Annotated in this window: 13 protein-coding genes, 1 tRNA gene, 1 other RNA gene and 2 pseudogenes; 8 read left to right on the top strand and 9 right to left on the bottom strand. The window is 71.6% G+C overall.

The features are described 5' to 3' along the window. Positions 1-46: 46 nt before the first annotated feature. The 4 genes from cobN (at position 47) to AC0682_RS17315 (ending at position 6,919) form a co-directional block, all read left to right on the top strand. Positions 47-3,652, top strand: a complete 3,606-nt coding sequence (gene cobN / locus AC0682_RS17300) for a cobaltochelatase subunit CobN (RefSeq protein WP_478533681.1) — start codon at positions 47-49, stop codon at positions 3,650-3,652. 208 nt (positions 3,653-3,860) lie between these two features. Next, positions 3,861-4,352: a hypothetical protein gene (locus AC0682_RS17305; protein ID WP_478533682.1), complete on the top strand. Its 492-nt coding sequence runs from the start codon at positions 3,861-3,863 to the stop codon at positions 4,350-4,352. A gap of 10 nt (positions 4,353-4,362) precedes the next feature. Next, positions 4,363-6,186 carry an alpha/beta hydrolase gene (locus AC0682_RS17310; RefSeq protein WP_478533684.1) on the top strand — a complete coding sequence of 608 codons (1,824 nt, stop codon included), beginning with the start codon at positions 4,363-4,365 and terminating at the stop codon, positions 6,184-6,186. 196 nt (positions 6,187-6,382) lie between these two features. After that, positions 6,383-6,919 (top strand): hypothetical protein, encoded by a 537-nt coding sequence (locus AC0682_RS17315; RefSeq protein WP_478533685.1) that lies wholly within the window; start codon positions 6,383-6,385, stop codon positions 6,917-6,919. Positions 6,920-7,060: 141 nt separating this feature from the next. On the opposite strand, the gene AC0682_RS17320 is transcribed toward AC0682_RS17315, so the two are convergent. The 4 genes from AC0682_RS17320 to AC0682_RS17335 form a co-directional block, all read right to left on the bottom strand. After that, the gene (locus tag AC0682_RS17320; protein ID WP_478533687.1) at positions 7,061-7,768 is read right to left on the bottom strand and encodes a TetR/AcrR family transcriptional regulator C-terminal domain-containing protein; all 708 of its coding nucleotides are present in this window, start codon (positions 7,766-7,768) and stop codon (positions 7,061-7,063) included. 106 nt (positions 7,769-7,874) lie between these two features. Continuing rightward, on the bottom strand, positions 7,875-9,092 hold the full coding sequence (locus AC0682_RS17325) for a serine hydrolase domain-containing protein (protein ID WP_478533689.1): 1,218 nt from the start codon (positions 9,090-9,092) through the stop codon (positions 7,875-7,877). Positions 9,093-9,319: 227 nt separating this feature from the next. Then, a complete protein-coding gene (locus AC0682_RS17330) occupies positions 9,320-11,752 on the bottom strand; it encodes a helicase-associated domain-containing protein (RefSeq protein ID WP_478533690.1) in 2,433 nt (810 codons plus the stop codon). A 354-nt stretch (positions 11,753-12,106) separates the two neighbouring features. After that, complete coding sequence (locus tag AC0682_RS17335) at positions 12,107-12,418, bottom strand: PIN domain-containing protein (protein WP_478533757.1); 312 nt, start codon at positions 12,416-12,418, stop codon at positions 12,107-12,109. 644 nt (positions 12,419-13,062) lie between these two features. Between AC0682_RS17335 and AC0682_RS17340 the strand changes: the two genes are divergently transcribed. The 3 genes and pseudogenes from AC0682_RS17340 to AC0682_RS17350 all read left to right on the top strand — a co-directional run bounded on the left by AC0682_RS17340 (position 13,063) and on the right by AC0682_RS17350 (position 16,105). Then, positions 13,063-15,303, top strand: coding sequence for a serine/threonine-protein kinase (locus AC0682_RS17340; protein WP_478533759.1), 2,241 nt, complete (start codon positions 13,063-13,065; stop codon positions 15,301-15,303). Positions 15,304-15,473: 170 nt separating this feature from the next. After that, positions 15,474-15,742: pseudogene (locus tag AC0682_RS17345) on the top strand (site-specific integrase); the annotation flags it as partial. A gap of 168 nt (positions 15,743-15,910) precedes the next feature. Further along, on the top strand, positions 15,911-16,105 hold the full coding sequence (locus AC0682_RS17350; RefSeq protein WP_478533692.1) for a hypothetical protein: 195 nt from the start codon (positions 15,911-15,913) through the stop codon (positions 16,103-16,105). A 59-nt stretch (positions 16,106-16,164) separates the two neighbouring features. Here AC0682_RS17350 and AC0682_RS17355 read toward each other — a convergent pair whose 3' ends face one another. The 5 genes and pseudogenes from AC0682_RS17355 to AC0682_RS17375 form a co-directional block, all read right to left on the bottom strand. After that, positions 16,165-17,637, bottom strand: coding sequence for an AAA family ATPase (locus tag AC0682_RS17355; protein WP_478533694.1), 1,473 nt, complete (start codon positions 17,635-17,637; stop codon positions 16,165-16,167). Between the two features lie 406 nt (positions 17,638-18,043). Continuing rightward, positions 18,044-18,466: a PIN domain-containing protein gene (locus tag AC0682_RS17360; protein ID WP_478533696.1), complete on the bottom strand. Its 423-nt coding sequence runs from the start codon at positions 18,464-18,466 to the stop codon at positions 18,044-18,046. Beyond that, positions 18,463-18,678 (bottom strand): type II toxin-antitoxin system VapB family antitoxin, encoded by a 216-nt coding sequence (locus tag AC0682_RS17365; protein WP_100202944.1) that lies wholly within the window; start codon positions 18,676-18,678, stop codon positions 18,463-18,465. The genes AC0682_RS17360 and AC0682_RS17365 overlap by 4 nt, the downstream gene beginning before the upstream one ends. A 57-nt stretch (positions 18,679-18,735) precedes the next feature. Further along, a pseudogene (locus AC0682_RS17370) lies at positions 18,736-21,166 on the bottom strand (helicase C-terminal domain-containing protein). A gap of 267 nt (positions 21,167-21,433) precedes the next feature. Next, positions 21,434-21,518, bottom strand: a tRNA-Ser gene (locus AC0682_RS17375). 153 nt (positions 21,519-21,671) lie between these two features. Between AC0682_RS17375 and ffs the strand changes: the two genes are divergently transcribed. Next, positions 21,672-21,768: signal recognition particle sRNA small type (ffs, locus tag AC0682_RS17380), an RNA gene on the top strand. Positions 21,769-21,849: the final 81 nt, after the last annotated feature.

The raw sequence follows: 21,849 nt of genomic DNA on the forward strand, positions 1-21,849 counted from the left end.
CGACACCACCCGGGGCGTGGACACCCCGAGGAAGGCCTGACGCAGCATGATCCTGCTCCTGTCGACGTCCGACACCGACCTCCTGAGCGCCCGCGCTTCCGAGGGGCCGGTCACCTACCGGTACGCCAACCCCTCCCGCCTCGACCTCGACGGCCTGCCGGAACTGCTGGACGGCGTCGACCTCGTCGTCGTACGGCTCCTCGGTGGCGTCCGGGCGTGGCAGGAAGGGCTCGACGCGGTGCTGGCCACCGGGCGGCCTGTCGTCGTGCTGACCGGTGAACAGGCCCCGGACGCCCAGCTGATGGCCGCCTCCACCGTGCCGATCGGGATCGCGGCCGAGGCGCACGCGTACCTCGCGCACGGCGGGCCCGCCAACCTGGAGCAGCTGGGCCGGTTCCTCTCCGACACCGTGCTGCTGACCGGCCACGGCTTCGAGCCGCCCGCCCCGGCCCCCGCGTGGGGCCCGCTGGAGCGGGACGCCCGGGAGCTGCCCGAGGGCGCGCCGACGGTGGCCGTCCTCTACTACCGCGCCCACCACATGAGCGGCAACACGGCGTTCGTGGACGCGCTGTGCGCGGCGGTCGAGGACGCGGGGGCCCGGCCGCTCCCGCTGTACGTCGCCTCTCTCCGTACGCCGGAGGCCGACCTGGTCGACGCCCTCCGCGCCGCCGACGCCATCGTGACCACCGTCCTCGCGGCGGGCGGCACCAAGCCGGCCGAGGCGTCGGCCGGTGGCGACGACGAGTCGTGGGACGCGGGCGCGCTGACCCAGCTCGACGTGCCGATCCTCCAGGCGCTCTGCCTCACCAGCCCGCGCAGCGCCTGGGAGGAGAACGACGAGGGCGTCTCCCCGCTGGACGCGGCCACGCAGATCGCGGTGCCGGAGTTCGACGGCCGGCTGATCACGGTCCCGTTCTCCTTCAAGGAGATCGACGAGGACGGGCTTCCGGCGTACGTGCCCGACGCCGAGCGCGCGGCCCGGGTCGCCGGGATCGCCGTACGCCACGCGAAGCTCCGCTCCATCCCGAACGCGGAGAAGCGCATCGCGCTGGTGCTCTCCGCCTACCCGACCAAGCACTCCCGCATCGGCAACGCGGTCGGCCTCGACACCCCCGCCAGCGCCGTGGCCCTGCTGCGGCGACTGCGCGCCGAGGGGTACGACTTCGGCCCGGAGGAGGACATCCCGGGCCTGGTCTCCGGCGACGGCGACGAGCTGATCTACGCCCTCATCGAGGCGGGCGGCCACGACCAGGAGTGGCTGACCGAGGAGCAGCTGGCGAAGAACCCGGTCCGGATCCCGGCCGCCGACTACCGCCGCTGGTTCGCCCGACTCCCGCAGGAGCTGCGGGAGTCGGTGGAGGAGCACTGGGGCCCGGCCCCCGGCGAGATGTTCGTCGACCGCTCCGCCAACCCGGAGGGGGACATCGTCCTCGCCGCCCTGCGGCGCGGGAACCTGCTCATCCTCATCCAGCCGCCGCGCGGCTTCGGCGAGAACCCGATCGCGATCTACCACGACCCCGATCTCCCGCCGTCCCACCACTACTTGGCCGCCTACCGCTGGATCGCCGCCTCCGCCGAGGACAACGGGTTCGGCGCGGACGCGATGATCCACCTGGGCAAGCACGGCAACCTGGAGTGGCTGCCCGGCAAGAACGCGGGCCTCTCGGCCGCCTGCGGCCCCGACGCCGCACTCGGTGACCTCCCCCTGGTCTACCCGTTCCTGGTGAACGACCCGGGCGAGGGTACGCAGGCGAAGCGCCGCGTCCACGCCACGCTGATCGACCACCTCGTGCCGCCCATGGCCCGCGCCGACAGCTACGGCGACATCGCGCGGCTGGAGCAACTCCTCGACGAGCACGCCCAGATCGCCGCGATGGACCCGTCGAAGCTCCCGGCCATCCGCGCCCAGATCTGGACGCTGATCCAGGCAGCGAAGCTCGACCACGACCTCGGGGTGGAGGACCGCCCGGAGGACGAGGGCTTCGACGACTTCATCATGCATCTCGACGGGTGGCTCTGCGAGATCAAGGACGTTCAGATCCGCGACGGGCTCCACGTCCTCGGCAACCCGCCCGCCGGGAACGACCGGGTCAACCTGGTCCTCGCCGTGCTCCGCGCCCGCCAGATCTGGGGCGGTACGGCATCCCTCCCCGGCCTGCGCGAGGCCCTGGGCCTCGACGAGTCGGCCGCCACCCGCACCGACGCGGACGCGATCGAGGAGCAGGCGCGTGCCCTGGTCCAGGCGATGGACGACGCGGACTGGGACCCGGCGGCAGTGGCGGCCGTGGCCGCCGGCCTGCCGGACGCCGTGGCGGACATCCTCGCCTTCGCGGCCACCGAGGTCGTCCCGCGCATGGCGGCGACGACCGACGAACTCACCCACGCCGTCCACGCGTTGAACGGCGGCTTCGTCCCGGCGGGCCCCTCCGGCTCCCCGCTCCGCGGCCTGGTCAACGTCCTCCCCACGGGCCGCAACTTCTACTCGGTCGACCCGAAGGCGGTCCCCTCCAAGCTGGCGTGGGAGACGGGCCAGGCCCTGGCCGACTCCCTCCTCACCCGCTACCGCACCGACAACGGCGAGTGGCCCACCTCGGTCGGCCTCTCCCTCTGGGGTACGAGCGCGATGCGCACGGCGGGCGACGACATCGCGGAGGCGTTCGCGCTGCTGGGCATCCGTCCCGTCTGGGACGACGCCTCGCGCCGCGTGACGGGCCTGGAGCCCATCCCGTACGAGGAGTTGGGCCGACCGCGCATCGACGTCACGCTCCGCATCTCGGGCTTCTTCCGGGACGCGTTCCCGCACACGATCGGGCTGCTCGACGACGCCGTACGCCTCGCCGCCTCGCTCGACGAACCGGCCGAGCAGAACTACGTACGGGCCCACGCCCAGGCCGACCTGGCCGAGCACGGTGACGAACGCCGGGCCACCACCCGCATCTTCGGCTCGCGCCCCGGCACGTACGGCGCCGGCCTCCTCCAGCTCATCGACTCCCGCGACTGGCGCACCGACGCCGACCTCGCGGAGGTCTACACGGTCTGGGGCGGCTACGCCTACGGCCGCGAACTCGACGGCCGCCCGGCCCGCGAGGAGATGGAGAGCGCCTACAAGCGCATCGAGGTCGCCGCGAAGAACACCGACACCCGCGAGCACGACATCGCGGACTCGGACGACTACTTCCAGTACCACGGCGGCATGGTGGCCACCGTGCGCGCGCTCAAGGGCAAGGCCCCGGAGGCGTACATCGGGGACTCCACCCGCCCCGAGACCGTCCGCACGCGCACGCTCGTCGAGGAGACCTCCCGCGTCTTCCGTGCCCGGGTCGTCAACCCCAAGTGGATCGAGGCGATGCGCCGCCACGGCTACAAGGGCGCGTTCGAGCTGGCGGCCACGGTCGACTACCTCTTCGGCTACGACGCCACGACGGGCGTGGTCGCGGACTGGATGTACGACAAGCTCACCGAGACGTACGTCCTCGACCCGGAGAACCGCCAGTTCCTCCAGGAGGCCAACCCCTGGGCCCTGCACGGCATCGCGGAACGCCTGCTGGAGGCCGAGTCGCGCGGCATGTGGGCCAAGCCGGACCCGGCGGTCCTCGACGCGCTGCGCCAGGTCTACCTGGAGACGGAGGGCAACCTGGAGGGCGAGGACTGACGGGCCCCGGCCCCTCCCTCCCCGGCTCGTCTTCCCTCTGCCCTGCCCGCCCCGGAGCCGACGCGATCACGGTCGTGGGGCGACGGGGTGGGGCAGGTGAGGGTCCGGGGAGGGGGCGGGGCGAGCTCTCCTTCCGGAAACCCCGGCTTGGTACGTTGCCGGGGCGACGCCCGACGAGGGGGAGACCGACGAGGGGGAGTACGGGCACATGCCATGGGAAGAGTGGGAGCGGCTGAAGCAGGACGCCTCCCAGCGCCAGGGCGCCGGGACGGAGCCCGGGGAGCAGACCGGGATGCGCCTCAACCAGCTGCCGCCGGAGGACCGCCCCGGGACCGGAGCCGGTACCAGCAGCGTCACCGGTGGAGTGAAGTCCACGAAGAAGGCGTGGAACGACGCGGGCGCGGGCGTCGGCGCGCTGCGGGAGCCCCTCGACAAGGCAGTGGGCAAGCTGCGGGAGGGACAGCAGGGGCTCGGCGCGGGCGACGGCTGTCTGACGGCCGGGGCGCAGAAGACCGTGCACACGTCGTGGGACCGGTACGTCAGGGAACTCGGCAAGCGGTGCGGCAGCGTCAAGGGAATCCTGGAGAAGACCGGGCACGACCTGCTGCTGACCGACCAGGCCGTGGTCGGCGAGTTCGGGAAGATCAAGACCGAGTACGCGGACACGCCCGCCATCGGTGGCAAGAGCGCGGGGCGGTGACGGGGACCCGGTGAACCTCACGACGCTCAAGCAGCTCAGGCCCGCTGAGTGGGAGCAGGCCGCCGACGGCTACCGCGCCACCGGTGACATGGCCGCCGAGGCCAAGGACCAGGTGGAGAACGTCGTCGCCGCCGGGATACGGAAGTCGCTGCGGGGCGAGGCGGCCGACGCGGCGCTCGAGGAGCTGAAGCTGCTCGCGGCCAACTTCCACTACACCCAGGTGCAGTGCGGCCTGGTGAGCGCCGCGCTCAACGGGTTCGCCCACGACATGGACGCGGCCCGGAAGAAGCTGCTGTCGGCGCTCGACGACGCCGAGTCCCGTAAGTTCACGGTCGGACCGGACGGCAGCGTCACCTACCCGGCGGCGGCGCCGCGCAACGGGGTCGAGCTTCCCCCCGAGGGCGGCTCCACCAACGGGCTCACCGACCCCACCGCGCAGGCCGTCGGCCGCCAGGCGGCGAGGTTCCAGCCCAACCCGCACGCGGCGGTGGCGCAGGAGATCGCCGACCGGATCGCGGAAGCGCTGAAGGCGGCGAGCGAGGCGGACGCGAAGTGGGCCCCGAAGGTGCGGGCGCTGGAGGCGGACGACGACCTCACCGTCTCCGACGCCGACTGGAAGGACGCGCGGTCGGACATGGAGGGGGTGCGGGAGGCGGGCAAGGCCTACCTGGACGCGATCGGCGCCCCGCCGAAGGACGGCACCCCGAAGGAGAACGCCGACTGGTGGGCGGGGCTCAGCCCCGAGGACCGCGAGGCGTACCTCTCCCTGGACCCGGCGCTGGTCGGCAGGCTGGACGGGCTTCCCTCCGACATCCGGGACGAGGCGAACCGGGTCGTCCTCGACGAGACACAGGCCGCCCACCGCCTCCAGCTGAACGGCATCCCCGCCCCGCCCGCCAACGAGTGGACCTGGATCACCTCGGGCCGCTACCCCGTCAAGGTCCACACCGACGAGTGGATGGCCTGGGACAAGAAGTACGGGGACGACTACCGTCGGCTGAACGCCTCGCTCAAGGGCATGGACGCGATCCGGACCCGCTTCGACCAGACCGGCGAACGCGGCCTCCCCGAGGCGTACCTGCTCGGGTTCAGTGCCGAGGGCAACGGCCGGGCCATCATCGCCACGGGCAACCCGGACACCTCCGAGCACCAGGCGGTGTACGTGCCCGGCACCACGTCGAACCTCAGCAAGGTCGAGGGCGACATCAACCGGATGACCCAGCTCTGGCGCCAGACCCAGGAGGCGACGCCCGGCGCGTCCGTCTCGGCCATCACCTGGCTCGGCTATGACGCCCCGCAGGACATCGTCAAGGACGCGCCCTTCGAGCACTACGCGTACGACGGCGCCCCCGCCTACCGGCAGTTCCTGGACGGCCTGGAGACCTCCCACAGCGGCCCGGGCGACCCGCACCGCACGGCCATCGGCCACAGTTACGGCACCACCCTCATCGGGGCCGCCGCGCAGAAGGGCGAGCTGAACGCGGACGACGTGATCTTCGCGGGGAGCCCGGGCGTCAAGGTCGGATCGGCCGAGGAGATGGACGTACCGAAGGGGCACGTGTGGAACGCGGAGGCCGACGGCGACCCGGTCCCCGACATCGGCCGCTGGGGCCACGGCGGCAGCCAGTGGAGACTGGGCGGCGGAGTGTTCCTCATCCCGAGCGACGAGGTCTTCGGCGCCAACCAGATGAACACCGCCCCGGAGGGCGCCGGATCGACGGCGACCAAGGGGGTGGAGGGGCACAGCGGCTACTGGGACGAGTCCTCGACGGCGCTGAAGAACCAGGCGCTGGTGGTGGTGGGTGAGTACGGTGACGTCACCAGGCCGGAGTGAGGCGCCCCTTCTCCCCTCCCTCGCCCCTTTCGGCCCCCGCTTCCGCTCCCGACCGAGGTTCTCCGTGCTCCGACCTGGACTCCGCCCCCGACTCCGATCCGCGACCGGTCCCCCCGTGCGCCGCGCCCCTCGGGCCCCCGCCGCCCTCACCCTCGCCCTGACCGGCCTTCTCCTCCTCAGTCTCAGTGGATGTGGCATGACCGACTCCGACAGCGGCAACACCGGCCCGAGCTCCGCTCCCGACTCTTCCGCGAGCGACGGCGGTTCGGCGGAATCCGGCGGACCGTCCGGGGGCCTCCCGTACGCGGGTGTCGCCACCACGGACGAGGCGGCGGACGCGCTCGAGGCCGTCTCCAGCCGGATCTACACGTACCTCGGCGTGCCCGGGAAGGCGTCCGAGCCGGGTCCGGGGGTCAAGGAGTGCGAGGGGAAGGACCCCGAGCGCTTCTTCAGCGTGTACCACCCGTGGAACTTCCTGCCGGCGTCCGCCGAGGACACGGATGTGGCGATGGAGAACCTCAAGAAGAAGCTCAGCACCGGTGACTGGGTACTGAAGAGGGAGTACCGGGACAACAGCGAGAACAGGAACCTGAACCTTGTCGCCGACAACGACAAGAAGAAGGTGAGCGCCTGGATCGTCCAGTACCGGGAGCGGGCGAAGCCGAGCCTGGGGATCACGCTCACGTCGGGCTGCTACGAGGTCCCCGAGGGCGCGACGGTGGAGAGGTTCTGAGGAGGGCGCCGGGCGGTCCGCCCGCCGCCGCCCGGTCATCGCTTCCCGCACCTTCGCCCCTGCCCCCGCCCCCGCCCACTGCCCCGCAAGGCCAGGAGGGAGATACGACGGGGGGTCGGCCGACTCCGGGCCGGTGCCGCTTCACGCGGGGTGGCCGGAGCGCGCCTCTACCGCGTCCAGCAGCAGCCCCATCACGAACTCGAACTGATCGTCTTCGTCGGCCTGTGCCAAATACGGTGCTACGGAGGCGAGTTGCGGGAAGCGCTGAGGCGAGGCCATCAGGTACTCGCGCTGCCAGGCCATCCGGTCGCCCTCCCGCTCCGGCCCGCCCAGCATGGCCGACGCGGCCTCGAAGGAACTCATCGCCAGTGTGACGTCGACCAGCGCCCGGTAGTAGCGGGCGGACTCCCGCGCGCCGAATCCCGCTTTCAGCAGCGCGCCGATGACCAGGTCCGCGCCCCGGAACTCCGCGTCGCGCCGGGACACCCGGGAGGCGACCAGTACGGCGAGCGCCGGGTGCGCCAGGCAGGCCCCGCGCACCCGGCGGGCCAGCCCGGTCAGCGTCGCCCGCCAGGTCGGGCCGGGCTCGAAGCCGTCGACGGCCTCGGCGATCAGGCGCTCGGCGAGGCCGAGCAGGATGTCGTCCTTGCCGGAGAAGTAGCGCAGCACCGCTGTGTGGTTGGACCCCAGGTCCGCGCCGAGCCTGCGCAGCGTCAGCGCCTCCGGACCTTCCCGCTCCAGCACCGCCAGGGCCGCGTCCAGGATGCGTTCCCGGCTGAGCGCGTTCGACGGGGGCCGCCCCCGCCTGGCGCCGGCGGATCTGGGGGCCGGGCTGTCGGGATCGGTCATGCCTCCATCCTAGGGCGCGGCGGCCGCGACCCCGGGGGCGTGCGAGCGGACCCTCCAGAGGCTCCCACCTGCCCGTACTCGTCCATCCGCACGCTCTGCCGCTCCGTTATCCATCTGCCGACAGGTGGGCCACCAGAGCGGTGAGCGCCGCCGCGGTCTCGCCGTCCAGTGCGGGGTCGTCGGCCACCGGCCAGGCGCTGGTCTTCACCACCACCACGTCGGCATCCGGGTCGACCCAGAGGAACTGCCCGTATATCCCGAGACCGGTGAAGGCCCGCCCCGCCCCGCCGAGGGTCCACCACTGGTTGGCGTACCCGTAGTGGGCGGGGTACCGCTCACCGAGCGCACCGACCTCCAGATGCGGCAGACCGGCCCCGCGGCCGCGCTCCACCCACGCCTGCGGGACGACCTGCTCCCCGCCCCACCGGCCCTCGCGGGCCATCAGCAGGCCGAGCCGGGCCATGTCCCGCACCGTGGCGTTGAACGACCCGCCCCCGACGGCCGTACGCGGCGTCCCCCGCGACAGCGCGTAGTACGCGTCGCACTCCGCCCCGACCGGCCCCCACAGCCGCTCGGCGGCGTACTGCGCCAGCGTCCGGCCGGTCGCCGCCTCCAGGACCCAGCCCAGCACCTGGGTGTCGAGCGTCGAGTAGTTGAACCGGGTGCCCGGCGTGCTGTGCGGCGGCACGGACCGCACGGCTTCCAGCACGGTGCCCCCCTGCCCGGCCACCGCGCGCATCAGCCGGTTGACGGGGGCCTGCGGGTCCTCGTAGTCCTCCTCCCCGCCCGCCCCGCTGCTCATCTGCAGCAGGTCCTCGACCGTCGGCCCGTCGAACGCCGAACCGGCCAGCTCCGGGCAGTACGTGACGGCCTTGTCGTCCGTCGACCCGATCGCGCCCTCCTCCAGCGCGATCCCCACCAGCACCGAGGTCACCGACTTCGTCAGCGAGAACAGCTGGAACCGGCGGTCCGGCCCCGCGAACCGGCCCGGGTAGGCCTCGTGCACCAGACGCCCCCGGTGCACGACCGCGAACCCTGTCGTACGCGTCCGGGTGTGCAGATCGGCCGATGTGTACCTCACCCCGTCCCACTCGTACGTGAACTCCAGGCGCCGGGGAGCCCGCGGCAGCACACTCGGGCGGCCGGCCCGCGGCACGGTCTCCGAGGGCAGCAGCAACGACATGTGCGCGAACGTCCACTCGTTCAACGGCGGGCGCATCATCAGCTCGTCCTGATGCCGCCACGCCCACCGCGCCCCCGCGGCGGCCCCCACGACCGCCGCAGCCGCCGCGACCCCGGTCGCCCACTTGCTCTCGCCCACCATGTCACCGCACCTCACAGACGCTCGCCCGCTAATTTTGAACCAATGGTGACACCGTTGGTTCGCCGGGGCAAGGAGGCGCGCAACGCAGGCCCGCCCGGTGCGCAGCGAGAACGGGGGCCGGGTCGCACCCGCCTGAGCCCGTTCCATCGACAGCGACCCCCCATCGGTCACCTGGGTCTGTTCACGAGTTCCTCGGTGAACAAAGCCAGTCCCCCTCGTGCCGCGCCTCAGGCGTGCCCTGTCGGCATGACGCTGTGGATGCGGGACAGAGTGAAGACTCGTTCGGCTTCACGCAGGTGGCACCAGGCTTCGAGGTAGGGCGGGTCGAGTTCGAGGCGGGTGAGGGTGCGCACGGTGCGGGCGCCCGAGGCGGAGACGTATTCGATCGCGATGGCGGTGCCGGCGTCGAGGGCGTGACCGAGCTGGCGTACGTCGGCGTACGTCAGCTGCTTCGCGTACCCGGCGACGATCTCCTCGGTGTCCGTCCCGAAGGGGCCTCCGGCGCCGAAGGGATCGGGGTCCGGCAGGGTCGGCGGGGCCGCGAGCAGTCGGACAGCCACAGCGTGTGAGTCGACGGCCTCCGACACCGCAGCCGCCGTGTGCGCCACGAGTCGTCCGCCGGTCTTCGCGGATGGCTTCCGTGCGGTCGGAACAGCGGCTGCCCGCTGGGTCGGAACCCTCTCGACGCGTACGGTCCCGTCCGGGGCCTCGGCGACGGGGGCATAGCCCTGGTCCCGCAGGGCGGCAAGGGTCTGATCAGGCGTGCCGGCGCTGACGAGCACCGTCGGGGCGAGCTGCCGCAGCCCGATTGGCGAGAGCCCTCGGTGGGCGGCGATTTCGGCCAGGAGGGACGGCTCGTCGCCGTGGATGACGCAGGCGGCGGGAGCGACGCGCACACGGCCGTGACGGCGTGCGGCATCGGCGATGAGGTAGGACAGGGGCTGTGGCAGGGGCCCCTCGGCGATGGCGGCCAGCTCGGCGGAGACTTCGTCCGGAGCGAGACCGGCGTCCAGGGCCCGTCGGATGCTGGCGGCGCTGAACCGCCATACCGAGGCCACCCCGCTCGTCTCCCGGTCCGCGGTCGCGTCCAGGAGTTCGGCGAGGCTCCCCGCGGGCGCGCCGCTGACGACGGCCGTGAGATCGCTGCCGAGCCGGGCTGTGCCGGTGGCCTTCGGCAGCAGCCGTCGGCACTCGGTGGCCAGCACCTCGGCGTCGCCGGCCAGCAGAGCCGCACCGAGCGGGGAGAGTGAGCCCCGGGCGATGACGCCCAGCAGCTCGGCCTCGCGGACCGCGGTGGTGAACGGCGCCTCGTCCTGGAAGGACAGGTGGGCGAGCGGACGGTGCCAGGCCGCGGACGGGCCCAGATCCGTGGCGACCCGCGCGCCCAGCCCCTCCGGGAGCTGTGCCGCAGCGGTGAGGAGTCCCCTGCGCGCCTGCAGGCAGCCGTCGCAGGGAGACGCTCCGGCCAAGGCGGGTAGCGCTTTGTTCTCCTCGTCGCGGGCCTGGGACGGGGTGAGCGGCAGGTTCCACCATGCCTGGAGCAGTACGGCGAACCGTGCCGCGGGTTCCTGCGCCGCCCAGGCGTCGTACTTCTGGGTGGGCGCGACGCGGTGGCCGTCTCTGGCCAAGAGTCCGACCGCGTACGCGGCCTCCAGGACGAGACGCACCGCGACGTCGTCGGCCTGTGCGGCCTTGCCGATCCGGACGAGTTCACGTGCGCCGATCCCCCCGGACTTCAGCCGGGCCGGGGGTGCCGACGAGCAGACCGACAGGACCGAGGCGGCGTGGGCCGCGAAGCCCGTGGCCGCTGCCGCCGCCTCTCGTTCCACCTCCGCAGCGGCGACGGACACCAGCTCTGCGGCAGGCGGTACGGGATCGAACGGGGCATGCCAGTCGGGGCCGCGGAGTGCGAGTGCCACTTCGGCGGGCATGCGGGCCGGCCCGTATCCGTGACGGCTCCGGATCAGCAAGCCCCGGTCGAGGGCCCATCGCTCGCCGGGCCGGGAATCGGAATCGGGGGCCCCGGACACGATGAGCTCCGTGTGCCGCGGTGCGGACCTCGCTCGGTGTTCGAGCAGCTCGCGGGCAGAGGAGGGAGCCTTCGCGACCATGGAGGCGATGCGTTCCGGATCGCCATGGTGGTGCAGGAGGGCGGCCGTGCGCTGCTGCCGGGTGCCGGGCGGCTTGCTGCCCAGCGCGACGAGCATGCCGCGCAGCTCCTCGGACGACACGCCCTCCAGGAGCTCCTCCAACGGAGCGTCAAGGCCCAAGGGCGATTCCCAGGCTTGCCGCATTGGCGCGGCCATGCGGAGTCTTCCGTCGCCATCGGGCCAGATCAGCGCGCGATCGGCCAGAGTCTCCAGCACGGCGTCGAGTTCCCGGACGGCGGTGGGTGTCGCCGCTCCCAGCGCCTCCGCCAGAGTGCCGCACGGCATGGGTGTCCCCAAGGCGGCCAGGGCCTCGGCCACCTGGAGGCACGGCAGCGGGAGCTGGGGCAGGGCGAGCGCCACCGAGCCCGGTCGCAGAAGACGTTCGGCCACTTCGTCCAGCGAGCGCGGCTCAGGGGGAGCCGAGACGTCCTTCCGCAGCGCGAGCACACGCCCCAGCCGGGGGGCATCGAGACCGGCAAGCCAGGCCGTCAGCGTGGACCGGGACGTCACAGGAACACCTCGCGAGGTCGGGAACGCACGAGCGGACCAGATGCGGCCCGTGCACAGACCAAGGATGGCGCATCCCATGTGCGCCGCAGGTGGCGTACGTGGGGGTTCACCCCCGAGAGCGCGCCGTCTGATCGCAATCAGCGATCCAGCTCTCCGTTTCGCCCGTTCAGGCGGCTGCGGAGGATGCGAGATCCGAACTCGTGAGGGGTTGCCCCCAACACGCTTTCCCTATGTTCGGACGCCCGTCCGTCGGGGGCCGCACCCGTCCCGACCTGCGGCGGCTCGTCCTGGGTGACCTTGTCCGGACGGCCCCGGACGGAGGCGAACGCAACCAGAACCGCAACTACTGCTCGGCTACTTATGGCCCTCCGGGCCGTACCACTGGACGGGTTGGCCGGTCACTGCGGCGATGCAGTCGAAGTCGTGGTCGCAGTGCAGGAGGGTGAGCCCCTGCAACTCGGCAGTCGCCGCGACGACGAGGTCGACCGCACCTGCGCTGCGGTGCTTGCCGTCCCGGGCGATCAGGGCGGCGGCGTACGCGGTTTCCGGGGTGAGGCGTACGACGACATCGTCGGCCCGGGCGGCCTTGCCGATCCCTGCCAGTTCACGTGCACCGATCCCGCCGGACTTCAGCCGGGCCGGCGCGGTCGTCGAGCGGACCGACAGGACCGAGCCGGCACCGGCGGCGAAGGCCGGGGCGGCGGCCGACGCCTCTTGGTCGACTCCCTCGGGGTGACGGTGTCAAGCCCGCGGAAGGCGGGGCGGGGTGGAACGGGGCGTGCCAGCCGGGCCCGCCGAGCGCGAGCGCCACCTCGGCGGGCATACGGGCCGGACCGTGGCGATGACGGTCCTGGATCAGGAGCCCTCGGTCCCGTGCCCATCGAGCGCCCGGTTCGGGGCCGGGGCCCGGGCTCCCGAACCCTAGCGGGCGGGGATGACTCGCGGGTCGCCTCATCGCGGCGGGGAAGGGGCTGTCCGGTTCCCTGAAATGCCTGAATTGGGTGCATGTGAATGCAGCCGGAACTGTAACCAGCCGTCAGCGAAAGGACTGCAGGTCACGCGCGGTTCTGGGTGTCGGCTTCGCCCGCAGCGCCAGCCGCGTCGACCCCGGCGACGAGGGATGCGGACCGAGCTCGATCGGTCGGTCGCTGAGCTGCTCGCCCTGCGCCCGACATTGACGCCACCGAGCCGACGGCCGCTCTGACGAACGCCCTTGGCATTCGGCGCACTTGATCACCCGGTGTCGGTCGGTATCGTGCATTGCCCCGCAGCTGTTCCGATCTCAGCGGGGGGCCGAGGGGGGCGGATTGGTGTTCGCAGAGCTGGAGGCGGGGGACCCGCGTCAGGTGGGCCGGTATCGGATTACGGCGCGGCTCGGCGCGGGCGGGATGGGCCGGGTCTTCCTGGGGCGTTCGCCCGGAGGCCGGTCCGTGGCGGTGAAGGTGGTGCGCGCGGAACTCGCCGAGGACACCGGGTTCCGGCAGCGGTTCGCCCGGGAGGTGGCGACGGCCCGTCGGGTCACCGGGGTCTTCACTGCCGCGGTGGTCGACGCCGACCTGGAGGGGTCCCCCGCGTGGCTGGCCACCGAGTACGTACCGGGGATGTCCCTGGACGAGGCGATAGCGAAGCACGGCGCATGGTCCGAGACGGCGGTGCTGGCGCTGGGGGCGGGGCTGGCCGAGGCGCTGGAGGCCATCCATGGCGCCGGGGTCGTACACCGGGATCTGAAGCCGTCGAACGTGCTGCTGGCGCCGGACGGCCCGAGGGTGATCGACTTCGGGATCTCGATGGCTGACGACGTGAGCGCGCTCACCCAGACCGGCATGGTCGTCGGGACTCCCGGGTTCATGTCCCCGGAGCAGCTGGCGACGCGTGGGCGGGTCGGGCCGGCGAGCGACGTGTTCTCGCTGGGGGCGGTACTGGTCTTCGCCGCGACCGGCTCGGGTCCGTTCGGAACCGGGGCGCCGCACGCTCTGCACTATCGCATCGTCCATGAGGAGCCCGACCTGAGCGGGCTGCCCCCGGTGCTCGGCGCTGTGGTGGCGAGATGCCTGGCCAAGGAACCACAGCAGCGGCCCGCCGTGGCTGCACTCCTGGAGGAACTGGCCCATGCGCTGCAGGGCGAGGGGCAGGAGGCGCCCCGGCCGCACACCGAGCACGGCTGGCTGCCCCGGCCCGTGGCGTCGGCGCTCCAGGAGGCCGGTGCGGGCAGCGATCCGGCCGTGCACCAGGACACCACGCGTACGGGCAGAGCGCCGGCACCGGGCCCGGCCCACCCGCCGACCGCCCTCGCGGCACCGGTGCCCGCCCTGCCGACGCCCGGCATACCGCCGACTCCACCTCCGCCGGCGGCCCGGCCTCGGACCGGCGACGCCCCGGTCCGCTCGCGCCGCCAGGTCCTGGCCGCCGTTGCCGCCCTGGGGGCAGCGGGCATCGGCTTCACCGCCTGGAAGCTCATCGGCAGCAGCGATGGCGAGAAGGACGCCCAGAAGGGCGTCGCCCGCCCCGGAGCCAAGAGCGGCACCCGACTCTGGTCCATCCCGGACTTCTCCGCCATGAGCGGCGCGACGGGCGCCGACGGCACTGTCTACGTAGCCGGTTCCAAGGGCCTGAAGGGCAGCGTCGCCCTGCACGCCTTCGACGCCACCGACGGCAAGCAGCGCTGGACCTTCCCCATCGACGGTGACTTGCTCCAGCGCCCCGAGGCCGCCGAAGGCGCGGTCCACCTGACCTCTCCCCGCGACAGGCTGTACGCGCTCGACGCGGCCGACGGCAGGCTGCGCTGGTCCTTCACCGCCGCCGACCCACCGGCGACGGCCCCGGCGGCAGCCGACGGCCTCGTCTACGTCTGCGGCAGCAGGGGCCGGCTGTTCGCCGTGGACGCCACCGACGGCAAGCAGCGCTGGGTCTACAGCTACCCCTGGAAGGACGCCACCTCGATCACGACGACCGCTCCCGTGGTCGTCGACGGCACCGCCTACATCGGGGACAGCGAGGGCGCGCTGCACGCTGTCGACGCCGCCACCGGTCGGAAGCGATGGGTACACCACTCCACCAGCGACTCCCCGGTGTTCTCGCCCGCCGTGGTTGCCGACGGCACCGTCTACTACTCCGGCTCCGACGGCAGGCTGTACGCCGTCGACGCCGCCGACGGGGGGCGGCGCTGGTCCTTCCGTGTGTCGAAATACCAGCCCTCCGGCCCGGTCACCGCCGACGGCACGGTCTACGTGCACGACTTCACGGACACTCTGTTCGCCCTCAACGCCGCCGACGGCAAGCCGCGTTGGCGCTTTCCCCTGGGCGGCATCGCGGTCCTCGACCCGGCCGTCGGCGACGGCGCGGTCTGCATCGCCACCAGGCGAAGCCAGAAGGGCAGGAAGAGCACGCTGTACGTCGTGGAGGCCCGCACCGGCCGCGAGCGCTGGTCTTTCGACGCCGTCCTCGAGAGCGAGATCAAGACGCCTTTGGCCATCGCCGACGGCACCGTCTACTTCGGCGTCACCGACGACTTCCGGAGTGCGACCTTCATCCTCTACGCGATGGCCCTCTGAGCCCGGCCCCATGGACCCTTTCTGCAGGCGGGCATGACCGAGGACGGCCGGATCCGAGACCACGTTCGCGTCCACGGAGCGTGACGCGCCCCGAGCGCCTGCTCGATCCTGGAACACGAGGGGACCCCGATCAACGGCGTGGACGCCGTCCGGCGACGGAGGGGGTGCAGAAGCGGCTCCTTGAAGGCGCACAGGCTCGGGACGGCCGGCTTCGCGATGCCCGGCACCCCCCCAGAACGGTGCTGATGCTGCTGGGTGATCCAGCCCGGGGCATCGACCAGGTCACGGGAGGGGAGCCGGGTGGCGCCGTGAGGATGCGAGCGCGGTACCTCCACGTGCCCGATGACCTTCTCAAGGAGGCGGCCTGGACGATCGGGACAGCGATCCGGGAGCCCCGGAAACAACCCTTGTGGACAAAGACCAGGACAACGAGGGCTGAGACAACCGCGAAGGGCCCCAAGCGGTGGGGCCCTTCAACGTATTGCCCGGTGAGAGCAATGATGGAGGCCGCGGAGCGGAGAGCAGGGCGTCGGCTTGCGATCATCTTCTTGCCTAGCCTGGTCCTGATCGGGCCCTCCTGTACGGCTGGGCCTGTCAGGCATTCGGCTTGGCGCGCGGTGATGCAGCGCTGGTGTTGCAGGGCACGCTGCTGCTGGCTATCAGCAGCCTTCTTCTCCCCTTCCTGGACAAGTGGTGGACCGGTCGCCGCTACCAACTTCGGAGAGCAATCGTGGGCTTCTGCCTGCCGACGCCACTCAGCATGGTGCTGATCTACCTGCTTCCCATACTGAAGGAACGGTAGGGAAACTGCTGGCGGTGCTGCGAGGTGCCGAAGGCTGACCTTCGGGCGACGCCGAGATGTCAGACCTGGCCGTAGAGAGTAGCCAGGTCGATCAGTCGGATGTCCGGGTCGGCAGCCGCTGCGGCGTGTGCTTTGTCGTCGAATCCGGTTCCGCTGAAGCAGATGAGCCGGGTGTTGGTCGTGTCGTAGCGCCCGGCCTGGGCGGTGAGGTCCCGGATGTGCCGGAGGCGCTCGATGTGGGCGATGCCCAGGGTGTCGTTCCACTTGGCTTCCCCGATGGCCAGGAGCGGAGGCTTGGCGCCGTCGGCGATTCCGATGGCCGCGACATCGACCTCGTGGCCGGTGCGGGCCTTGGGGTCGTGGACGACGCCGTGTCCTACGCGGGCGGGCAGACCGCCCAGGAGCTCGGGGTCGGCGTGATGCAATGCCCAGTCGCGGCAGACCTGTTCGAAATGGGGCCCGAGGACATTGCTGACGAAGCGGCGACGGCTGGCTTGCCAGACCCGTGGCGCGCTGCCGGGGCGTTCGAGCTTGTCCCAGACCGGTCGCATGATCGCGTGGTAGAAGCCGATCAGCGGTTCGGCGATGCGGTAGGTGGGCCGGTTGTCGCGGAAGACGTCGGCGTCCCGGTGGAGCAGGCCTGCGTCTTCGAGGACGTTGATGGGATGGGCGATGTCGGTGGCCTTGCGTTCCAGGTAGCCGGCCATGCCCCCGCGTGTGGCGTTGCCGTCGGCGACGGCGGCCAGGACGGACAGGTACAGGGCGGTGTCGCGGAGGTCGGGTTCTTCGGCCAGTAGATAGCGGGCCTCGCGGAAGAGAGGGGTTTCGGGATTGAGGACGGTGCGGACGACCCAGTCGTCGAAGTCGTCCGGACCCTTTGGCGAGTCGCCGCGTGCGAATTCGCGCCGATAGGCCGGGGTGCCGCCCACGATCGCGTTCACCTTCATGGCCAGGTGAGGGTCGGTGATGTCCCAGAATTCGGCGGCGAGGCGGTGGTCGAGGGGCCGGACGACCAACTCCAGCCCGGCTCGTCCGCGCAGTGGGGCGTTACCCGGGAGCAGCCGCCCCATGAAGGACAGCGCCGAGCCGCACAGCAGCAGCCGGGTGCGGGAGCCGGTGCGCTGGTCACGCAGAGGCCGCAACGCCTCTTGGATGAGCGAGGGCAGCTCCGGGTTGGCCTTGGCGAGGTACGGAAACTCGTCGATCACCACGGGGACGGGCCGCTCGGCGCCGAGCGCGAGGAGTGCGTCGACGGCCTCTGCCCAGTCGGCGAAGTGGAACGGGCTGGCGGGGCGGACGTGGGCGGTCAGCGCTGTGCTGATCCGCCGTAGCGACTCGGCATCGGCGGCCTCGGTCGCTCCGAAATAGAACCCTCCGGCGGCACGGCAGGCGGCGTCCAGCAGGAACGTCTTGCCCTGGCGGCGGCGCCCGGAGACCACGCCCAGAGTTGCGCCGGGCTGCGGATCGGTGATGAACCGGCTCAGCGCCGACCACTCATAGTCCCGGTCGAACATCTCGGCGGGCTTGTCCACGAGGGCTCCAGATATAGAAGTACACCTCCATAAAACATACTCCTAGTTCTGGCGTCCTCAGTGTGTCCCCGCCGTTCTCGACGTCGGCCACTCCCAAGGGTGCCCTGGTGCATGCGGTTAATGTCGCGAATATCGCAAGTAAACGAGACCGAAACTGAGACCAGGGCATGCCGAAGACCCCGGCCGCTGGAGCGGTCCGGGGTCTTCGTTTCGCCTGTTCAGGCGACTGCGGAGGATGCGAGATTCGAACTTGTGAGGGGTTGCCCCCAACATGCTTTCCAAATGTTCGTATGGCCGCCCGGCGGAGGCTGTACCCGTCCTGGCCTGGGGTGGAGTGCCTGAGGTGCTACCTGGCGGACGGCCCCGGACGGGGGCGAGTGCAACCAGAACTGCAACCACTGCTCGCCTACTTACGGCCCTCCGGGCCGTACCACTGGAGGGGCTGGCCGGTCACGGCGGCGACGCATTCGAAGTCGTGGTCGCGGTGTAGGAGGGTGAGGCCCTGCAGCTCCGCTGTTGCGGCCACCACGAGATCCACTGCGCCCGCACTGCGGTGCTTGCCTTGCTTGGTAAGGGCCTCCTGAACCTGCCAGGCACGGTCGTAGGCGCGGTCATCGACGGGGACCCAGCCGAAGATCAGCCGGATGTCCTCGATACCGCGCGCCCGGTCGGCGGCCGACCGGGCGCTGTAGAAGAACTCCAGCTCCGTGATGGGGCAGGTGGCGATGAGCCCGGCGGCTGCCGCCTGGTCCCAACCGTACTGCTCCGCGTCTCTCCTCAGGAAGCGTGCGAGGGCGCTGGTGTCGATCAGGAACTGTGCCGCGTTCACCGCCGGTAGTTCCTCTTGTCCTCGAACAACTCCAGGTCGAAGGCGCCCTGATCGGCGGCGGCGCGGAGCCGGGTGAGGGCCAGTGCGCGGCGCCGGTTTTCCAGCACTTCGCGGAGCGCTGTGTTGACCGTTTCCTTCTTGGTGCTCGTTCCCAGGGCTTTCGCCACATCGGCGACCAACTCGTCGTCCAGATCGATGACGGTTCGGCTCATGTGCACCTCCTGATATCAACTGTGGAGTCAAGTGTATCTGAAGCTGTGCACGGACGGCTACGCGGGCATGACGCTGTGGATCCGGGAGAGGGTGAAGACGCGCTCGTCCTCTCGCAGGTGGCACCAGGCTTCGAGGTAGGGCGGGTCGAGTTCGAGGCGGCTGAGGGTGCGTACCGTGCGGTTGCCGGAGGTCGCGACGTATTCGACGGTGATGGGCGTTCCGGTGTCGACGGCATGGGCGAGCTGGCGGACATCGGTGTAGGACAGCCGCTTCGCGTACCCGGCGACGATCTCCTCGGTGTCGGTGTCGGTGCCGAAGGGGATCCCGCTGCCGAGGGGGTCGGGGTCCGGGGTGGTGGGTGGGGCGGTGAGCAGGCGGGCGGCCAGGGTGTTCCGGCCGGTGCCGGCCGGTGTCCTCACGGTGTGGTTGACCGCGTTGTGGCGGCCGGAGCCCGTGCCGGCCTTTCGGGGGGTCGGTACGGCGGCGGCCCTCTGCGGTCGGGTCTTCTCGATGCGTACGGTTCCGTCGGCGGTCTCGGCGACGGGGGCGTAGCCCTCGGCGCGGAGCGCGGCGAGGGTCGTGTCGAGCGGGCTGCGGCCGACCAGCACCGTGGGCGCGAGCTGCCGCAGGCCGAGTTTGCGGAGCTTGCGGTGGGTGGTGAGCTCGGTGAGGAGCGCCGGCTCCTCACCGTGGATGACACATGCGGCGGGGGCGATGCGCACGTGGCCATGGCTGCGGGCTGTGTCAGCGATGAGGTAGGACAGAGGCTGGGGCAGCGGCCTGGAAGCGATGGCGGCCAGGCCGGCTGTGAGGTCGTCCGGCGAGTGTCCGGAGTCCAGAGCCCGCCGGACGCTGCCGGTACTGAACCGCCAGACCGAGGCCGTGCCGCTGGTCTCGCGGTCGGCGACGGAATCCAGCAGCGCGGCGAGTGGTGCCGATGGAGTGCCGGTGACGACGGCGGTGAGGTCGGCGCCCATATGTGCTGTCCGGGTGGCCGTGGGCAGGAGCCGCCAGCACACAGCGGCCAGTCCTGCGACGTCGTCTTCCAGCAGGGCGTCGCCGAGGGGGAGACAGCGCGCCGCGGGCGAGCACGCCGAGCAGCTCGGCCTCGCGGATCAGGGTGGCGAACGGTGTCCCGTCCAGCGGCGACCAGTCGGCGAGCGGGCGATGCCAGGCCACCAGCGGCCCCAGGTCCGCGGCGATGGTCGCGCCGTGCCCCGCCGGAAGCTGCGCCGCCGCGTGGAGCAGTCCGTGCCGGGCCTGCAGGCAGCCGCTACAGGGAGGCGCTCCCGCGAGGGCGGGGAGCGCCTTGTTGTCCTCGTCACGCGCCTGGGTGGGGGTGAGTGCCAGGTTGCGCCATGCCTGGAGCAGTACGGCGAGCCGCTCGGCGGGCTCCTGCTCCGCCCAGGCGTCGTATGCCCCGGTGGATGCCACACGGTCGCCGTCCCGGCCCAGTAGTCCGGCGGCGTACGCGGTCTCCAGGATGATGCGGACCACGGCGTCGTCGGCCTGGGACGCCTTGCCGGTCCGGGCCAGTTCACGTGCACCGATCCCACCGGACTTGAGCCTGGTCGGCGGGGAAGCGGAGCAGGCCGACAGGACGGAGGCGGCCTTGGCGGCGAGTGCCGTGGCCGCGGCTGCGGCCTCCCGTTCCACCTCGGCGGCGCCGACCGGCACCACCTTTGCGGAAGGCGGCAGGGGGTCGAACGGGGCGTGCCAATCCGGCCCGCGCAATGCCAGCGCGACTTCGACGGGCATGCGCGCGGGGCCGTACCGGTGGCGGTCCACGATCAGGAGTCCCCGGTCGAGTGCCCATCGCGCGCAAGGTTCGAGGTCGGGCCCGGGTGACCCGAACATAATGAACTGCCGCTGCCCTGACGTGGATTCCGCTCGGCGGGCAAGCAGCTTCTGTGTGTTTGCCGGTGCCCGTGCCACCAGTGTGGCGATGCCTTGCGGGTCGCTGTGGTGTTCCACCAAGGCCACCAGTCGCTGCTGCTTGGTGCCGGGTGGCTTGATGCCGAGGGTCACGAGCATGGTGCGCAGCTCGTCTGAGGTCGCGCCCGCCAGCAGCTTCTCCAGAGGGGTGTCCAGCCCCAGGGGGGCGTCCCATGCCTGCCGCAGGGGTGAGGCCATGCGGAGTGCTCCGGTGCCGTCCGGCCACACCAGTGCGTAATCGGCGAGCACCTCCAGCGTGGAGTCCAGTCCGCGCCGTCCGCCGCCGTCCATCGCTCCCAGCAGGTTCGCCAGGTCATCAGGCGATGCCGGGCCCTCGAATGCCGCCAGCGTCTCGGCCACCTGCAGGCACGGGAGCGTGAGCTGCGGCAGGGCGAGAGCCACCGACCCAGGGCGCTGGAGGCGGTCCGCCAGCTCCCCCACCGTCCGCGGCTCCGGAGATGACGCCGCGTCCTTCCGTGCCGCGAGCACACGCGCCAGGCGAGGAGCGTCGAGGCTGCCCAGCCAGGACGCCAGTGTCGATCGGGACTTCATGCGGGCACCTCGTCAGACCAGGCCGGAGCAGCACCGAAGCCGTTCCGGTGCCGGGCTCAAGCATGGTGCCTTCGCCGGGGTCGCGGGTGCGGAACAGTGAGGGGTATTCCCCGGACGTCGCCATCTCGCGGGCAGTGTCGGCCACTCGCGCGCCGAAATGTTCCGATTAAGGTGATGTAAACACAACCCGAAATGCAACCACGGCACGCCGAAGAGCCGGACCGCGCGAAGCGGTCCGGCTCTTCGTTTCGCCTGTTCAGGCGACTGCGGAGGATACGAGATTCGAACTCGTGAGGGGTTGCCCCCAACACGCTTTCCAAGCGTGCGCCCTAGGCCACTAGGCGAATCCTCCGCCGCAAACAATACAAGACGTTGGAGGGTGCTCGCGAACACGTTCGCCGAAGATCGTCCCGAGGGGCCGTGCGGGACGTCCGGAGGAGCCGTGCGGGTCGTCCGGCGGGGCGGGCGGGTGGACCGGAGGGGGCGGGGATCGGTTAAGGTGGGCGTCAGCCCCTCACGTGGCGCTATCTGACTGAACTCCCCCAGGGCCGGAAGGCAGCAAGGGTAGGTCGGCTCTGGCGGGTGCGTGGGGGGTCCTTGCGTTTTGGGGCCTTGCTCGCCGGAGTGCCCGTACGGCCCGTTCCGAGGGTGGTCGTGCGGGCTGTGTGGGGCCGGGTGTCAGT

Source organism: Streptomyces sp. NPDC043746, assembly GCF_056436485.1.